The 17,267-nt window shown below is 40.0% G+C and carries 11 protein-coding genes; 10 read left to right on the forward strand and 1 reads right to left on the reverse strand.

Annotated elements, in window-relative coordinates; all coding sequences use genetic code 11:
* The first annotated feature begins 16 nt into the window (after positions 1-16).
* The 9 genes from ABR854_RS11270 to ABR854_RS11310 all read left to right on the forward strand — a co-directional run bounded on the left by ABR854_RS11270 (position 17) and on the right by ABR854_RS11310 (position 11,135).
* Positions 17-1,045, forward strand: coding sequence for an aldose 1-epimerase family protein (locus ABR854_RS11270; protein ID WP_350265500.1), 1,029 nt, complete (start codon positions 17-19; stop codon positions 1,043-1,045).
* A gap of 106 nt (positions 1,046-1,151) precedes the next feature.
* Positions 1,152-1,514 carry an endonuclease domain-containing protein gene (locus ABR854_RS11275; RefSeq protein ID WP_350265501.1) on the forward strand — a complete coding sequence of 121 codons (363 nt, stop codon included), beginning with the start codon at positions 1,152-1,154 and terminating at the stop codon, positions 1,512-1,514.
* Positions 1,515-1,630: 116 nt separating this feature from the next.
* A complete protein-coding gene (locus ABR854_RS11280; RefSeq protein ID WP_350265502.1) occupies positions 1,631-2,833 on the forward strand; it encodes a hypothetical protein in 1,203 nt (400 codons plus the stop codon).
* 79 nt (positions 2,834-2,912) lie between these two features.
* Positions 2,913-3,941: a sugar phosphate isomerase/epimerase family protein gene (locus tag ABR854_RS11285; RefSeq protein ID WP_350265503.1), complete on the forward strand. Its 1,029-nt coding sequence runs from the start codon at positions 2,913-2,915 to the stop codon at positions 3,939-3,941.
* Between the two features lie 155 nt (positions 3,942-4,096).
* The gene (locus ABR854_RS11290; RefSeq protein WP_350265504.1) at positions 4,097-5,275 is read left to right on the forward strand and encodes a Gfo/Idh/MocA family protein; all 1,179 of its coding nucleotides are present in this window, start codon (positions 4,097-4,099) and stop codon (positions 5,273-5,275) included.
* A 212-nt stretch (positions 5,276-5,487) separates the two neighbouring features.
* Positions 5,488-6,993, forward strand: a complete 1,506-nt coding sequence (locus ABR854_RS11295; RefSeq protein ID WP_350265505.1) for a sugar ABC transporter ATP-binding protein — start codon at positions 5,488-5,490, stop codon at positions 6,991-6,993.
* Positions 6,980-7,918, forward strand: a complete 939-nt coding sequence (locus ABR854_RS11300) for an ABC transporter permease (protein ID WP_350265506.1) — start codon at positions 6,980-6,982, stop codon at positions 7,916-7,918. The genes ABR854_RS11295 and ABR854_RS11300 overlap by 14 nt, the downstream gene beginning before the upstream one ends.
* A gap of 119 nt (positions 7,919-8,037) precedes the next feature.
* Entirely contained in the window at positions 8,038-8,970 is a 933-nt protein-coding gene (locus ABR854_RS11305) for a sugar ABC transporter substrate-binding protein (RefSeq protein ID WP_350265507.1), read from the forward strand.
* Positions 8,971-9,014: 44 nt separating this feature from the next.
* On the forward strand, positions 9,015-11,135 hold the full coding sequence (locus tag ABR854_RS11310; protein ID WP_350265508.1) for a bifunctional aldolase/short-chain dehydrogenase: 2,121 nt from the start codon (positions 9,015-9,017) through the stop codon (positions 11,133-11,135).
* A 386-nt stretch (positions 11,136-11,521) separates the two neighbouring features.
* Here the strand turns inward: ABR854_RS11310 and ABR854_RS11315 are convergent, their stop codons facing one another.
* Positions 11,522-11,668 carry a hypothetical protein gene (locus tag ABR854_RS11315; protein ID WP_350265509.1) on the reverse strand — a complete coding sequence of 49 codons (147 nt, stop codon included), beginning with the start codon at positions 11,666-11,668 and terminating at the stop codon, positions 11,522-11,524.
* Between the two features lie 136 nt (positions 11,669-11,804).
* Here ABR854_RS11315 and ABR854_RS11320 point away from each other — a divergent pair, with 136 nt between their 5' ends.
* On the forward strand, positions 11,805-17,255 hold the full coding sequence (locus ABR854_RS11320) for an alpha-2-macroglobulin family protein (RefSeq protein WP_350265510.1): 5,451 nt from the start codon (positions 11,805-11,807) through the stop codon (positions 17,253-17,255).
* The last annotated feature ends 12 nt before the right edge of the window (positions 17,256-17,267 follow it).

Here is a 17,267-nt window from a genome sequence, read left to right on the forward strand (position 1 = left end):
TGTCAACTAATTTTCAATGAGCGGAATTCAGAATTGTAAAGATAAAATCTCTAATCATGCCCAAATGGGAGGCATCGAAACTTCCGTTCTTGATAATGGTTTAGGTCGTGGAAATCGTATCGCTTGGATAAATACAGGAACTGGACTGAGATATAAAGTGGTGATTGATAGAGGGATGGATATAGCAGAGGCTTTTTACAATCAACATAGTTTGGCTTGGCTCAGTCATGGAGGATTTAATGCTCCACAACCTAACTCGGACCGAGGAATTGACTGGCTGAAAACCTTCGGTGGTGGACTCTTAACGACTTGTGGACTTTCGCACGTAGGAGGCCCCGAAAAAGATGAATATGGCGAAAGAGGCATTCATGGAAATATCTCTAATCTTCCTGCCGAAATTGTTTCCATCATTCAGCCTGACCCTGTTGCTGGAAAAATGGAAATGAGTATTACAGGAATTATCAAAGAAACCAAAGTTTTTGGACCAAGTTTAGAGTTGAAAAGAACCATTTCGGGAGTTCTTGGAGAACCGATGCTTCAAATTCATGATGAAGTAATCAATCGAGGAAACTCTCCCGCACCACTCATGCTGATGTATCATTTCAATTTTGGTTATCCGATGGTTGATGAAGGTACAAAAATACTTTGGGAAGGAAAATGGAAACCACGTTTTGGCGATGAAAATGCCAAGATTTTCAGAGAAGGAAATGACTTTAAAACCTGTCCAGCTCCCATCGACGCCCACCTCGGCACTGGTGAAGAAGTGGTATTTATCGACCCAGACGTCGATAAGCAAGGAATGTGTGTCGCAGGACTTCACAATGAAAAACTTGGTCTGAAAGTAGAAATTAATTTCAAAAAAGACCAATTACCACACTTAGTAAACTGGCAACATTGGGGTAAAAATGAATACGTAACGGGCATCGAGCCCGCCACCAATCCACCAATCGGACAAGCCCAAGCAAGAGCCAATAAAGAATTGATTTTTCTTGAACCTTACGAAACAAGAAGTTTTGATTTAAAAATCAGAGCGATAGAAATATAATAATTTTCCGAATAAAAATTTCCCCTCCTTTTTTCAAGGAGGGGTGCCTGACGAAGTCGGCGGGGTGGTAAAATCAGCGAATAATGATTTTTACAATCGTAATAACATGGAGCAAATCCACAATCGTAAGGAATTAAAAACTTTTAGAAAAAAGCTTCGGAATCACTCAACATCAGCCGAAGCAACGCTGTGGAATTATTTAAAGAATAGTCAACTTGGAAATAGAAAATTTAGAAGACAACATAGTATAGGAAACTACATTTTAGATTTTTATTGTCCTTCTGAAAAAATTGGTGTCGAGTTGGATGGACAAGACCATTTTGAAGGTTATGGAATCGAAAGTGATGAAAAAAGGACAAACTATTTGAATTCACTCAATATAAAAATTTTACGCTTTGAGAATAAAGATATTTTTGAAAATCTGGAGTTTGTTTTAGGCGAAATTAAAAGGTATTTTCACAGTGATTGACCGCCCCGTCCGACTTCGTCAGGACACCCCTCCTTGAAAATAAGGAGGGGAAACTTACACACACTACTCAATAAAATATAAGAACAGAATTCAACTCTAATTATAACCATTACATTATGTCAAATTTAAGTATAGCACAAAAAGCTTTAGAACAAGGAAAAGGAATTTTACGATTAGCACCGACTTGGGTTCCACGTTCGTTTTGTGTGCCAGGCCGCAGAATAAAACTTCACCCCGATGATTATTATGTACTCGGTGGTGTTCGTGGCGGAATCGACGAACGTTGGCTTTCATCAACAACTCCTGCAAAAAATGGCCCATTAACTGGCGAAAATGAAGGTTTAAGCTTCGTTATTGTGGGTGGTGAAAAGGTGCTTTTGAAAGATGCTATCGACGAACTTGGTGCAGAAATCATCGGTGACCGCCTTTGGAATGAATACAAAAGTTGGCCGATGTACTCTAAGTTTTTTGATAATATGGGGCCTTTGCCACATCATATTCACCATAACGACGAAGAAGCGGCTAAAATTGGTCAACTCGGTAAGCCCGAAGCCTATTATTATCCGCCACAATTAAATAACCACGGTGGAGATTTTCCTTATACATTTTTCGGTATTGCCCCAGGCACAACCAAAGAGCAAATCAAAGAATGTTTGATGAATTTCACAAAGGGTGATAATAAAATCACGATGTATTCGCAGGCGTTTCCATTAATTCCAGGAACTGGCTGGGATGTTCCTCCAGGAATGCTTCACGCTCCAGGGAGTTTGTGTACGTATGAGCCACAAAAAGCATCGGATGTTTTTGCGATGTATCAATCTTTGGTAAATGAGGCGGTTATTCCAGAAGAATTACTGTGGAATGGCACACCTCCTGACCAAATTGGTGATTATGACCAACTAATGGGCGTAATTGATTGGGAATTAAACACTAATCCAAATTTGCTCGAAACTCGTTTCATGCAGCCAAAACCAGTAAAAGATGTGGCAGAAATGGAAGCAGAAGGCTATATCGAAAAATGGGTTTGTTATCGTTCAGAAGCATTTTCTGCAAAAGAATTGACTGTTTTTCCTGGGCAAACCGTAACAATTAAAGACAGTGCAGCTTATGGAATAATCATGATGCAAGGACACGGCAAAATGGGCGTTTGGAATATCGAAACCCCTGCCTTGATTCGCTACGGACAACTCACTAACGATGAGTTTTTTATCACCGAAAAAGCAGCTATCGAAGGCGTAACAATAACCAATCATTCAGCCAATGACCCAATCGTAATGCTCAAACATTTCGGACCTAATAACCCTGATTTGGTTTTGTAAATTTGTTAACGCTGGCAGGGTTCAAAACCCTGCCAGCGTTAAATAATGAAAAATATCAACCTAAAAGTCTATTAAATAAATGGAAAATAATTATCCTAAACTCCATAATGCTACATGGCCAGGCATTGTAGGAAAAGGACCAGACTCTGAGCCACCAATTTCGTTGGATACCATGCTCGAAATGACCGCCGCTGCCGAAGTAGATGGCGTAAAATTCGATGGTGTTGATTTAGGGCTTTTCGACCCGCATTATGACCTTGATACTTCTGACGATGCCATCAAAAGATTGGCCGATAAAGTGTCAAAACATGGTCTTGAAATTGGTAGTTTAGTTGCTCCGATTTGGGGTGGACCAGCAATGGGAAGCAAAGAAGAACGAGCAAATTTTGTAGAAATGGTTCGTAAATCTTGTCACATTGGGCAAAAATTGCGTGAAATGGGCATTCGCCCCAACGGAATCGTTAGAATTGACTCAGCGAGTACACCTCATGCTTGGGCAGCCGACCCAGTGGGTAATACAAAATTGATTGCACAGACATTCAGAGAAGCCTGCGATGTAGCTGCCGATTATGGTGAAAGGCTCGCCGCAGAAGGAGAAATCTGTTGGGGAGGAATGCACTCATGGAAAGCCATGATTGATACGCTGGAAGCAGTTGACCGCCCTAATATTGGTTTCCAAGCTGATATGTCGCACACTACACTTTATTTGCTCGGTTATAATGCTCCCGAGGCTCGCATCCTTCCCGAAGATTTTCAGTGGGGCGATAGAGAAACCTTTCTTTCAGGATTAAGAAAATTAACCGACGCTCTTCGTCCTTGGACAATAGACTTCCACGTTGCACAAAACGATGGAACTGTTCACGGGACAGGCTCACACGATAAAACTGGTCGCCACTGTCAAGCTACCGACCCAAATGGTAAATTGGATATTGCCCACGATGCAGGTCTTTGGCTTCGCAATAATTCGGGCGAATTGACCAAAGCTTTCCGCCATATTTGTTGGGACGGCTGTATGTTTGATAATGCAGTAATGACCAAACAACAAACATGGAACGATATTCTGGCAGCCATGATAAATGTTAGAAAACAACATGGGTGGGTTGAGTAGTTGATGCGAAAATTTCCCCTCCTTTTTTTAAGGAGGGGTGCCTGACGATAGTCGGCGGGGTGGTTTTGTGGCGTAGAATTAGTTTTTACGTACATCAATACCATTTTTACCGAACTATAGTCGCTATCTTCTCCATCTTAAATTTAAATAAAACTATGTCAACGAAGAAACCTCTTAGAATCGGATTAATAGGAACGGGCCTTATGGGAAGAGCTCATTCTAATGGATATAATCGCATTACAAATTTTTTTCCTGAATTGGAATATACACCTGTATTGAAGGCTGTTTGCTCAAGAAATGCAGCAAAAGTACAAGCATTTGCCGACCAATGGGGTTTTGAATCTATCGAAACCGACTGGAAAGCACTCGTTGCTCGGGACGATATTGATGCCATTGATATTTGTACACCCAATGATTCTCATGCAGAAATTGCTTTGGCAGCGGCAGCAGCAGGTAAAATGATTTTATGTGAAAAACCATTAGCTCGTACCTTAGAAGAAGGGCAAATAATGGTTGATGCCATCGACAAAGCCGGAACAGATGGCAAACCATTGAAAACTACTGTGTGGTATAACTACCGTAGAATGCCAGCTGTTACTTTGGCAAAACAAATCATTGAATCTGGAAAACTGGGTAAAATATATCATTACAGAGCTAATTTCTTACAGGATTGGACTATCAATGCAGACCTCCCGCAAGGTGGTGAAGGCTTGTGGAGAATGGATGTAGGTGCAGCTGGTTCGGGTGTAACGGGCGACCTCTTAGCTCACTGTATTGATACGGCCATGTGGCTCAATGGGGCAATTACCGATGTTTCTGCCGTTACCGAAACTTTTGTAAAAGAACGTATGCACCAGTTAACTGGCAAAGTTGAACCTGTTGGAATTGATGATGCTTGTATTTTCCACTGTCATTTTGCGAATGGCTCCCTCGGACTTTTTGAATCTACTCGCTATGCTCGTGGACATAAAGCTCTTTATACATTTGAAATCAATGGTGCTGATGCTTCTATCCGTTGGGATTTACATGACCTCAATCGCCTCGAATATTTCGACCACCGTGATGATTCAATTGTTCGTGGATGGCGTTCGATTCACGTAACCGATGGAGACCAGCCTTACATGAATAAATGGTGGATTCCAGGTTGTGGTATTGGCTATGAGCATAGTTTCATTCATCAAGTAGCCGATTTCTTGAAGAGTTTAGAAACTGGCGAAGATTGTTCGCCAACTTTCAAAGAAGCACTTCAAACCCAAAAAGTTTGTGCGGCAGTCATTGATTCGGCTAATTCAAGAAGTTGGAAAGATACACATGTAGAAGGTGATTTTGTGTGAGAATAAATTCATGATTTTTAACTTCCCCTCCTTATTTTCAAGGAGGGGTGTCCTGACGACAGTCGGACGGGGTGGTTTGTTCCAAATTAGGCATTTTTTAACCATACCCATGTTTAACCACCTCCCCCTAAAAAATACAAGAAAAATGTATTTTTTAGGGTACTCCTCCTTGAAAAAAGGAGGAGAAAAAAAGATAAAATAGTTGAAGTATTATGCCCTCAAACCCTCAAAATATTCTCCAAGTACAAAACCTCTCTAAATCATTTTTAGGGGTAAAGGCGTTGGATAATATTCAATTTAACCTCCAAAAAGGCGAAGTTCATGCCTTAATGGGTGAAAATGGAGCAGGGAAATCGACATTTATGAAGATTTTGATGGGCTTGCTTAAACCAGATTCGGGCGAAATTATCTTTGAGGGAGAGACTCTAAAAAGCAATAACGTTCACGGAAATTTACGGAAAGGAATTTCTATGATTCATCAAGAAATCCTTGTAGTTCCCGAATTAACCGTTGCTCAAAATATTTTTTTAGGTCGAGAAACAAATTATCGAAGCTGGTTGAATGATAAGGTTATCAACCAAAAAGCACAAGAAATCCTTAATGCGATAGGGGTAAAAATCAACGCACAGACCAAAATCAAAAACTTGAGTATTGCCGAAATGCAAATGATAGAAATTGCCAAAGCAATTTCAAACAACGCAAAGGTCATAATTATGGACGAACCCACATCGGCACTTACCGATAACGAGGTGACGATGCTTTTCAAAATTATCAAAGATTTGAAAGCCAAAGGTGTGGCAATTATCTATATTTCGCACAAAATGGACGAAATATATGAGATTACCGACAGAATCACGGTCTTGCGTGATGGAAAATATATAGCTACTAAAAACACAAACGAATTAGATAAAAATGCCTTGATTGCGTTGATGGTTGGGCGAGAACTAAATGACCTTCGGGCGGCGTTCCGCTTTCTTGAAAATAATTCAATAAAAGGAGAATCTATTCTTTCGGTTCAAAATCTAAACAAGAAAGGCAAGTTTAAAGACATTAATTTTGAAGTTCATGCAGGCGAAGTGCTTGGCATTGCGGGTTTGATGGGAGCGGGGCGAACCGAAATTGCCAGAGCAATTTTTGGGCTGGATATGTATGATAGTGGAGAAATCATGCTAAAAGGCAATAGAGTTGAAATAAAATCGCCCGAAGATGCTATCAAAAATGGCATCGGATATGTGAGCGAAGACCGTAAAGCGTTAGGTTTTATTCCTGCATTATCTATCAAAGAAAATATCAGTTTGTCGAGTTTAGGCAACTTCTCAAAGACTTGGTTTGTTAATTCAAGCAACGAATATGAGGCGACGAAACAACTGGTAAACGATTTAAAAATAAAGTCCACGAGCATCAATCAAAAAGTGATGACGCTCAGTGGTGGAAATCAACAAAAAGTAGTCATTGGCAAAGTTTTATTGACCTCGCCAAGTTTGGTTATTTTAGATGAACCCACCCGTGGCATTGACATTGGAGCAAAATTTGAGATTTATAAATTGATTAATCAGTTGACTGAAAAAGGAATCGCAGTCATTATGATTTCGTCAGAATTGCCCGAAATTCTTGGTATAAGCGATAGAATTATGGTTCTCTCGAAAGGAAAACAAACCGCTTTATTATCAAAACAAGAGGCAACCCAAGAAAAAATTATGCAATATGCAGTACATTAAAACCCTAAGACAGTACGGAATTTTCGTGGTATTTATCATAATATGCCTCATTCTTTCCTTTATTTCACCCCAATTCTTGACGGTCTCAAACTGGACGATTATCATTACACAGGCATCTATCAATGCCTTATTGGCTTTTGGTGTAACTTTTGTAATAATTACGGGTGGAATAGACCTTTCGCTGGGTTCGATGGTAGCCGTAACAGGTGTAACTGCCGCAATGCTGGCACATCCCGATACTTTTCCTGTGGCATTGCCTATTTTTGCAGGTTTACTGGCGGGGCTTTTGATGGGAGTTTTCAATGGTTTTATTATTACAAAAAGTAAAATTGCACCATTTATAGTTACCCTCGGAACAATGACAATCGGGCGAGGTTTGGCTCTGATTTTGAGTAAAGGTCGGCCCATTTCAAACCTTTCTGATTCATTCAATTTTATTGGTGGAGGCGAAGTTTTGGGTATTCCTTTTCCGATTATTGTTTTGGTTTTAATCTTTGCTATTTGCTCAATTACACTTAAAAAAACACTGCTCGGAAGGTATATTTATGCAGTAGGTGGCAATGAGCAGGCAGCAAGAGCGTCGGGAATTAATGTGAATCAAGTGAAAATGGCAGTTTATTCGATTTCGGGTTTATTGGCAGGATTAGCAGGTGTTTTACTGACATCAAGAATCACCACTGGCCAACCCAATGCAGGAGCAGGTTTTGAATTAGATGCCATTGCCGCGGCTGTCATCGGTGGCACAAGTACATCGGGCGGAACGGGTACTATGATGGGTACTTTGGTTGGCGTTTTGTTGATTGGAGTAATCAATAATGGCCTTGATTTACTCAATGTAACATCTTATTACCAACAAGTTGTGATGGGTATAATCATTATCGGGGCAGTAGTTTTAGATAGTTGGAATCAGAAAAGTAATGTTTAAATCGGGGCTTCGGCTGTCCGATTCGCTCAGACACCAATTTTAACAAGCATAAATAAAACATAAAAAACATGTGGTTTCACGGTGTCTGAGCAGAGTCGAAGACACAAATATTCAAAAAAATGAAACATCTTTATTCAACTCTAATCATTACAGTTTTTTTATTTATCAGTTGTAGCCAGTCAAAAAATGCAGAAAATAGTGGCGATAAAAAAATCAAAGTAGGGGTTACATTACTCAGTATGCAAAATGAGTTCATTGTCAATATCAGTGACGAAATGAATAAAAAAGCCGAAGAATTGGGCGTTGAATTGATAAGTGTTGATGCCGAACATCAGCCATTGAAGCAAATCGAACAGGTAGAAAGCTTTATTGCTCAAAAAGTAGATGTTATCATTATGAATCCTTGTGAGGTTGAGGCAAGTTCGCCCGCAGTTACGAAAGCTTTGGCTGCAAAGATTCCAATCATTAATGTAAATTCGGCCACAAGTACTAAACCAACGGCTTTTGTTGGTTCAAATGATGTAGAATCGGCCAGAATTGCCATGAAATTTATTGCCGATAAATTGGGTGGAAAAGGAAACGTAGTGATGATTCACGGATTTATGGGGCAAGCAGCTCAGATTCAGCGTGAACAAGGTGCAAAAGAAATTCTGAAACAATATCCTGACCTAAAACTAATAGCTCATCAAACTGGCGAGTGGGACAGAGCGAAAAGTATGGATTTGATGCAAAACTGGATTCAATCGTACGGAACAAAAATTAATGCGGTTTTTGCTCAAAACGATGAAATGGGACTCGGAGCATTGAAAGCTTTACAAGATGCTGGCCTAAAAGATAAAGTGATTGTTGTGAGCATTGATGCTATAGCCGATGCTTTGCAAGCCGTGAAGAAAGGCTCACTCGATGCAACAGTTTTTCAGAATGCGAAACAACAAGGAGCAGGGGCAATAGAAACGGCTGTGAAAATTGCCAAAGGTCAGCCTTACGAAAAAGAACTGATGATACCGTTTCAGTTGGTTACTAATGAGAATGTTGGGCAGTTTTTGAAGTGATTTTTAAGAGAAAAAGAAGATTTTAAGCTATAATTAAGAAAAAAATGAAAAATTCTAAGACTTTCAACCATGTAAGCTACCTATGGGATGATGCAAAAGCCGCTGAATTGGCAGGTGATGAAGTAGCTTTGTTTATATATCGTTCAAATATTCTCGGAGCAGATTTAAGATTGACAAATTATGGCGGTGGAAATACTTCTGTAAAAATCATAGATAAAGACCCCCTCACGGGAGCCGATACCGAAGTAATGTGGATTAAAGGTTCGGGTGGTGATATTGGCACACTCACAAAGTCGGGTTGTGCGGCACTTTACATGGAAAGACTGCTGAACCTAAATAAAGTTTATCGTGGAATTGAGTTTGAAGATGAAATGGTTGAGCTTTTCAATCACTGTATTTTCGATTTGGCCTCAAAAGCACCTTCGATTGACACACCACTTCACGGATTTCTACCATTCAAACACATCGACCACCTTCACCCCGATGCAGCTATTGCGATTGCCGCCGCCAAAGATGGGAAGAAAATCACCGAAGAATTATTCAATGGTGAAGTGGGTTGGGTTGGTTGGCAACGTCCAGGTTTTGATTTAGGTTTGCAATTACGCACGTGCTTAGAAGAAGCCGCCGCTCGTGGAATCAAACTGCGTGGAATTATGCTCGGTTCGCACGGACTTTTCACTTGGGGTGATACCGCATACGAAAGCTATATCAACACACTCGAAGTGATCGAAAAATGTGCAGAATATCTGGAAAGTAATTATAAAAATGTTTTTGGGGGACAGAAAATCGAAAGCCTTCCAACTGATGCACGTCAGTTGCAAGCGGCTAAAATTGCTCCAATTTTAAGAGGTTTTTGTTCATCCGAACGCAAAATGATTGGACATTTTACCGACGATGCACGAGTTTTAGAATTCATTAATTCAAATGATTTAGAGAAACTCGCACCACTTGGAACATCTTGTCCTGACCACTTTTTACGTACAAAAATCTCTCCTTTGGTATTAGAATTAGCTCCAAACGAAGATTTGAGCGATGTTTCGGCTATAAAAGCTAAATTGACACCCGCATTTGAAGCATACCGTGAAATGTACACCGAATATTACAATACGTGCAAGCATCACAATTCTCCTGCCATGCGTGACCCAAATCCTGTTGTAATTTTATACCCAGGTATTGGAATGTTTACGTTTTCGAAAGATAAAACAACGGCTCGTTTGGCATCAGAATATTATATAAATGCTGTAAACGTAATGAAAGGAGCGGAAGCCGTTTCGGAGTATACTTCTTTACCACGCCAAGAGGCTTTTAACATTGAATATTGGTTGTTGGAAGAAGCCAAATTACAACGTATGCCAAAACCAAAAGCATTGTCGGGACGCATTGCATTGATTACAGGCTCGGCTGGTGGAATTGGTAAAGCAATCGCTAAGAAATTTGCCGAAGAAGGAGCGTGCGTAATCATCAATGACATTAATGAGGAGCGTTTGGAAGGTGCAAAAGCCGAATTTATCAAAACTTTTGGACGAGATGCAGTAGCAACTACTTTGCTAAACGTAACCGATGCCGAAAGCACCGAAAAAGCACTTGATGCTGCTTGTTTGGCCTTTGGCGGAGTTGATATTGTGGTAAATAATGCTGGAATTAGTATCTCAAAATCTATCGCTGAGCATAGCCTCGAAGAATGGGATAGATTATATGATATTTTGGTAAAAGGACAATTCATCGTATCGAAAGCGGGTATCGAAGTGATGAGAAAACAAGGTTTCGGCGGTGATATTGTGAATATTGTTTCGAAAAATGCTGTAGTTTCTGGGCCAAACAATTCAGGTTATGGTTCGGCAAAAGCTGCTCAAGCTCATTTAACTCGCCTAATGGCTGCCGAAGTTGGAGGAGATAAAATTAGAGTAAATACTGTCAATCCTGATGCCGTAATTTCTGACTCTAATATTTGGGCAGGAGGCTGGGCTGAAGGCCGTGCAAAAGCTTACGGTATTACAGTTGAAGAATTACCAGCTTATTATGCCAAACGTACTTTGCTTAATGAAATCATTCTTCCAGTTGACATTGCGAACGCCTGTTTTGCTCTCGTTGGTGGACTTTTAAGCAAATCAACAGGAAATGCCATCAATGTTGATGGTGGTGTTGCGATGGGCTTTTATAGATAAGACTTTCAAAGAAATTGATAAAATTATGGCCGAGTTGTATATATACAACTCGGCCTCAATTTTTTAATAGTATTGTGTCAGCATGAATTCTACCTACCAAACCACTACTAAGGGTAATAATTATTCGGTCAGAAGGAATACCAAAACTTACCAAAGAGTCAATCACTTAACTTTTAATGGCTTTTGCTACTTCTTTGTAAGCATTGAGGTTTTAAGACCCATATTGATTTGGCGTTCTTTAAATTTTCGCTAACCAAAACTCTAATTTCTTAGTTTTTGGATTAAGTTTTGTCCTCAAAATACCCAATTCTGTAGCTCCAACATCTATTACAGCATAGTCTTCCCTTCTTTATTATCAGCACTTGACATCAATTTCTGAACAGCTTTTACACTGGCAACGTAGTTGGTTTTTGGGTAAATATCCAGTGTTCAGTTTGGTCTTCATGGTCACGATAGAACAAACCTAAATTTTCGTAAGCGGCTCTTCCAAGTATTTTTGCTTTGGGAATTTTGTAGTGATTATTCGCCTTCATCAGATAAAAAGAATTCCTGAACTTTCTGATGTTGTTTTTGCTCAAAACCTTCAAAAATAATTTTGATAATCCGCTACAATTTCCCGAACTTCCCACGTTAATACCCTCGAAACCTATTCAAATCTTCAAATCGCCCATGAACCCTCTTTCTTATCGCCTAAAAGCCAATAGCTTTGTGCGTGTACTCTTTTTTTCATATCTCATAACTCAAATTTCATATCTATTTTCAGGCTGTTCCAAACTCAACGAAGTGAGCGTAGCGGCCCGAAACTTTGAGGATGAGATTCAACTTGCCCAAAACTTAGTTTTTACTTTCAACAAAGATTTGGTTTCTGATGCCGACTTAGAAACTTGGCAAGCCGTTGAATACGTAAGAATTGAACCAAAAGTTGAGGGGGTTTTCAAGTGGTCGGCCAAAAATGAATTGGTGTTTTCTCCATCAAATGGTTTCAAAGGAGCAACCAATTATAAAGCCGTACTGACTAAAAACCTTTTGAGCAAATCAGTAACAAAAAATTATGGTTTAGATAATGAATCTTTCGAGTTTCATACGCCTCATTTGAAGGCTCAGAAAATAGAAACGTATTGGATGAAAGGAGCTGATAATAAGCCAGTTGCTAAAGTAAAAGTTGATTTCAATTACCCAGTTCAAGAAACTGATGTCATTAATTTACTAAAAGTTCAACTCGAAGATGCCGATACAAAATTTAATCTAAATAGCACGCCCAACGACCAAAAGTTGGTACTGGCCCTTGATAATGCACCTTCACTAAAAGATGAAAGTTCGCTCAAAACAATCATCGAAAAAGGCGTAAAAATTGCAGGAAGTGCAGGTTCTACCCAAGAAAAAATTGAATTGGAAGGCGTTTTGCCTTCACCATATAATGTAAAAGTGGTTGATATTGAAACTGGTTTCGAGAAAAACCAAGGTTTTGTGAAAGTTATCACGACCCAACAAATTTCGGGCGATAACCTAAAAGATGCGTTCAAAATCGAACCAGCTGTTGAAACTCAAACCGAATTAACCGAAAACGGTTTTATCATCAAAGGCTTTTTTAGTGCCTCAGAGGCTTATACTTTGACCATAAAAGATAATCTACGAGGCACGCTCGGAGCAAAACTTGATGGAGAAATAACCAAAGATTTGTTTTTCGGAGAAATGCCTGCAAGTATTGAATTTACGAGCAAAAAAGGTTTGTATTTATCCTCAAAAGGCAGCCGAAATGTAGGAATCCGTATTACGAATATTCCAAAAGTAAAACTCAAGATTGTGAAGATTTACGAGAATAACTTGCTCTCGTATGTGCGAAATAATCGCTACGAAAACTACGATTACGATGGTGAAGAAAGCCGAGTAAATGGCTTTAACTACGGCACTGACGACCAAGGAATTTATAGCGATGTAATCGTTGACCGCACCATCGAAACAGGCAATTTATCGAAAGTTCACGGCGTTTCGGTCCTGAATATGCCAATGCCAGAGCAAGACAAATTGCGTGGTGTCTATTTGGTAAATCTTAATTCAAACGACGAATATTATCAGAACGCCACCAAACTTGTTTCGGTGTCTGATTTAGGAATTATTGCCAAGAAATCGGCCGATGGTGACCAGCTGATGGTGTTTGTCAATTCAATCATAGATGCCGAACCAATGGGCGATGTCGAGATAAAACTTGTTTCGACCAACAACCAAATTATGGAAACGCAAAAAACTGATAGTAAGGGTGTTATTGTATTTGAAAAACTCAAAGAAAAAGCCCCGAACTTCAAGTTGGCCATGATTACTGCTCGCACCGAAGATGATTTTAATTATATGTTGCTCGAAGATACGCAAGTAGAAACTTCACGCTTTGAGGTGGAAGGCAAGCGAGCCAATTCAACGGGTTTTGATGCTTTTGTTTATGGCGACCGTGACATTTATCGCCCAGGTGAAACCATTCATTTTAATACCGTTGTGCGTGATGCCAAATGGGCTTCTGCGGCAGATATTCCTTTGAAAATCAGACTTATTTTGCCCAATGGCCGTGAGTTTAAATCTTTCTTGAAAAACACCAATGCACAAGGTGCAATCGAAACCTCTATTCCGCTCGACCGTGCCGCTGTAACGGGAACTTACGCCATCGAAATTCTGAACGGAAATGATGTTTTGCTTACTTCAAAATCTATCAGCATCGAAGAATTTATGCCTGATAGAATCAAAGTTGATGTTTCGGCAAAAGACAGCTACAAAACTGGAGAAACCGTAAATTTGGTGGCAACTGCAACCAATTTATTTGGCCCACCAGCATCGAACCGAAATTATGAAATGGATTTTTCGCTGAAAAGAAAAGCCTTTTTTGCGAAAGGTTTTGAAGCCTATTCGTTTGATATTCAGAATGATACAAAGTTTGAACATGACCTCAGACAAGGCTCAACTGATGAAAATGGACAAGCCAAACAAGCCTTTCAACTCGCTACCACATACCAGGATATGGGCGTGCTTGAAGGAAAAGTTTTTGTGACGGTTTTTGATGAAACTGGTCGTCCACTCAATCGTGTAAAAAGTTTTGATGTTTTCACGCAAGATACTTTTTACGGCATCGGTTTGGCCGATTATTATGTTGGAACGCACGTGCCGATGACGATTCCTCTCGCAGCCGTTTCGACCGATGGAAAAGCCAAATCTGCCAAAGCAGAAGTTTTGATCTATCGTATTGAATATCAGACGGTTGTCGAAAAAACTGATGGCGTGATTCGCTATAATTCTAAACGACAAGAAAAACTGGTGCAGACCAAAGAAGTGAGTTTTTCGGCAGGAAAATCTTCAATAAAATTTATTCCGCAAGTATCGGGCGAGTACGAAATTCGTATTGCCCAAGCGGGTGCAAAAAGTTATGCTTCACAAGGTTTTTATGCGTATGGCTATGGAAATACATCGAGCAGCTCATTTGAAGTAAGTAACGAAGGACAAGTTTTGATGGAATTTGATAAAGAAAAATATGAAGTGGGCGATAAAGCAAAAGTTTTGATGAAAACGCCTTTTGCGGGAAAAATGCTCGTAACCGTTGAAAAAGGAACTGTTTTAGAACATTTTTATGTAGAAACTGATAAGAAATCAGCCGAAATCGACATCAAAATTACCGAAGAAATGTTGCCAAACGTCTATGTAACGGCAACGCTCATTCGTCCAATGAAAGGAACTGATATGCCACTTACAGTTGCTCACGGTTTTGCCCCGATGAAAGTCGAAAAACCAGCCAATCAATTGCCAGTAGAAATTGTAGCGGTGAAAGAATCTCGCTCGAAACGCAAGCAAAAAGTTACGATAAAAACCAAAGCCAATACCGAACTCACAATTTCGGTGGTTGATGAAGGTATTTTGCAAATCAAAAACTTCAAAACGCCCGATATTTACAATTATTTCTACCAAAAACAGGCTTTGGAAGTAAGTAGCCACGATTTGTATCAATTCCTTTTCCCTGAATTATCGTTGGCAAGCAGTAGCACTGGTGGTGATGGGTATAATCTCGAAAAACGAGTAAATCCATTAAGCAATGGACGCACGAAGTTAGTGGCAGTTTGGTCAGGAATCTTGAAAACTGGTATGGGTGGCGAAGCCGAATTTGAATTTGAAATTCCACAGTTTTCGGGCGATTTGCGTATTATGGTAGTTGCTTATAAAGATGAAGCTTTTGGTTCGGCCAATGCCAACATGAAAGTAAAAGACCCAATTGTAATCAGCACGGGAGCTCCAAAGTTTTTGAGTCCAAACGATGAAGTGATGATTCCTGTCACGGTCACAAATACTACCAAAACTGCTACAACTGCAAGCATTTCGGTAAACTTAACTGGTGGACTGGCTTTGCAAGGGGTTAATAATCAGTCTATTACAGTTCCTGCGGGCAAAGAAGTTCGCACGATGTTTAGTATCAAAGCACCTGCGGCTATCGGCACTGGAAGTATTGCGGTAGTGGTAAATGGTTTCAAAGAAAAGTTTTCTGAGAAAATAGATTTAACAATCAGACCTTCAACTTCATTGCTCAAAACCTCATTATCAGGTGTAGTTTTGGCAGGAAAAACCGAATCCGTAAATCTCGGAAATGATTATATGGCAGGCACTGCACAAGCAAGTTTATTGATGAGTCGCTCGCCGATGGTGCAGTTTGCCAAGCAATTAGATTACTTATTGGGTTATCCGCACGGTTGCATTGAGCAGACTGTTTCAAAGGCATTCCCGCAATTATATTTTGCCGATTTCACGAAAAGGATTGCTAAAAACTCTCGCTCGCTCAGAGTTTCTGGCGAAAATGACTGGAATCCACAGTTTAATGTGCAAGCAGCCATTCGTAAGGTAGAAAGTATGCAATTGGCCAACGGTGCAGTAAGCTACTGGCAAGGTGGAGATAGCGAAAGTTGGTGGGGAACGGCCTTTGCGGCTCATTTCTTGTTAGAAGCTAAAAAGGCAGATTTTGAAGTAAGTGACGAAAATCTAAATCGAATGTTGGATTATTTGACGACCAAAACTTCGATGCAAGATTTAACCGAAACCGACTATATTTATAACGAAACTGGCACTTGGACGACCCGCACGATTGCACGTCACGAAATGATTTATTCACTTTATACACTTGCAATGGCAGGAAAGGCCAATCAGCCAGTGATGAATTATTACAAGGCCAATCAAATTTTATTGACAACTGATGAGCGATATATGCTCGGTGCAAGTTTTGCTCAAATTGGCGATGAAGGTAGCTTCAAGCAGCTTTTACCGAAAGATTATGTGATAGAAAATACCCAAAAACAAACAGGTGGAAGTTTTGCTTCGCCAATCAGGAATTTGGCTATTTCGTTGAACAGTTTGGTAGAATCTGACCCCGAAAACTTACAAGTACCGAAACTGGCACGCATACTTTCGCAAGCTATCAAATCAACGCCTTATCTTTCTACGCAAGAATCGGTGTTTAGTTTCTTGGCTTTAGGGAAAATTGCCAAACGTACAGGCGAATCGACTGTAACGGCTTCGTTATCAGTTGATAATAAGATTTTAGCGAATTTCGCAGGAACAGATTTGAATATCGAAAAAGGTATTGCAGGAAAATTGGTCAACATTTCGGCCAAAGGAAAAGGCGGCTTGTATTATTTTTCGCAACAAGAAGGGCTAAGTGCCACAGGAAGCTACACCGAAGAAGATAATTTCTTGAAAGTTCGCCGACAATTCTTAACTCGAAATGGAGAGCCGATTTCTGGAAGCCTTAAACAAAACCAATTGGTTGTAGTGAAAGTAAGCGTAAGCAGCACGCTCGGCACTCCAGTGGAAAACGTGGTCGTAACTGATATGCTTCCAGCTGCATTTGAGATTGAAAACCCTCGCTTAAACGAAGACCGCAACATGACTTGGATTAAAAATGCCTCAACACCTCAGCATTTCGATATTCGTGATGATAGAATCAATTTCTACACCACAGCCGATGCCAACGAAAAGACTTTCTATTATTTAGTAAGAGTTGTTTCTCGTGGTAAATTTATTCTCGGCCCAGTTTCAGCCGATGCCATGTATAACGGTGATTACCGCAGTTATAGCGGTGGTGGGAATGTGGTTGTTGATTAATTACAGCAAAAA

The organism is Emticicia sp. W12TSBA100-4 (genome assembly GCF_040253585.1).
Taxonomy (GTDB): Bacteria; Bacteroidota; Bacteroidia; order Cytophagales; family Spirosomataceae; genus Emticicia.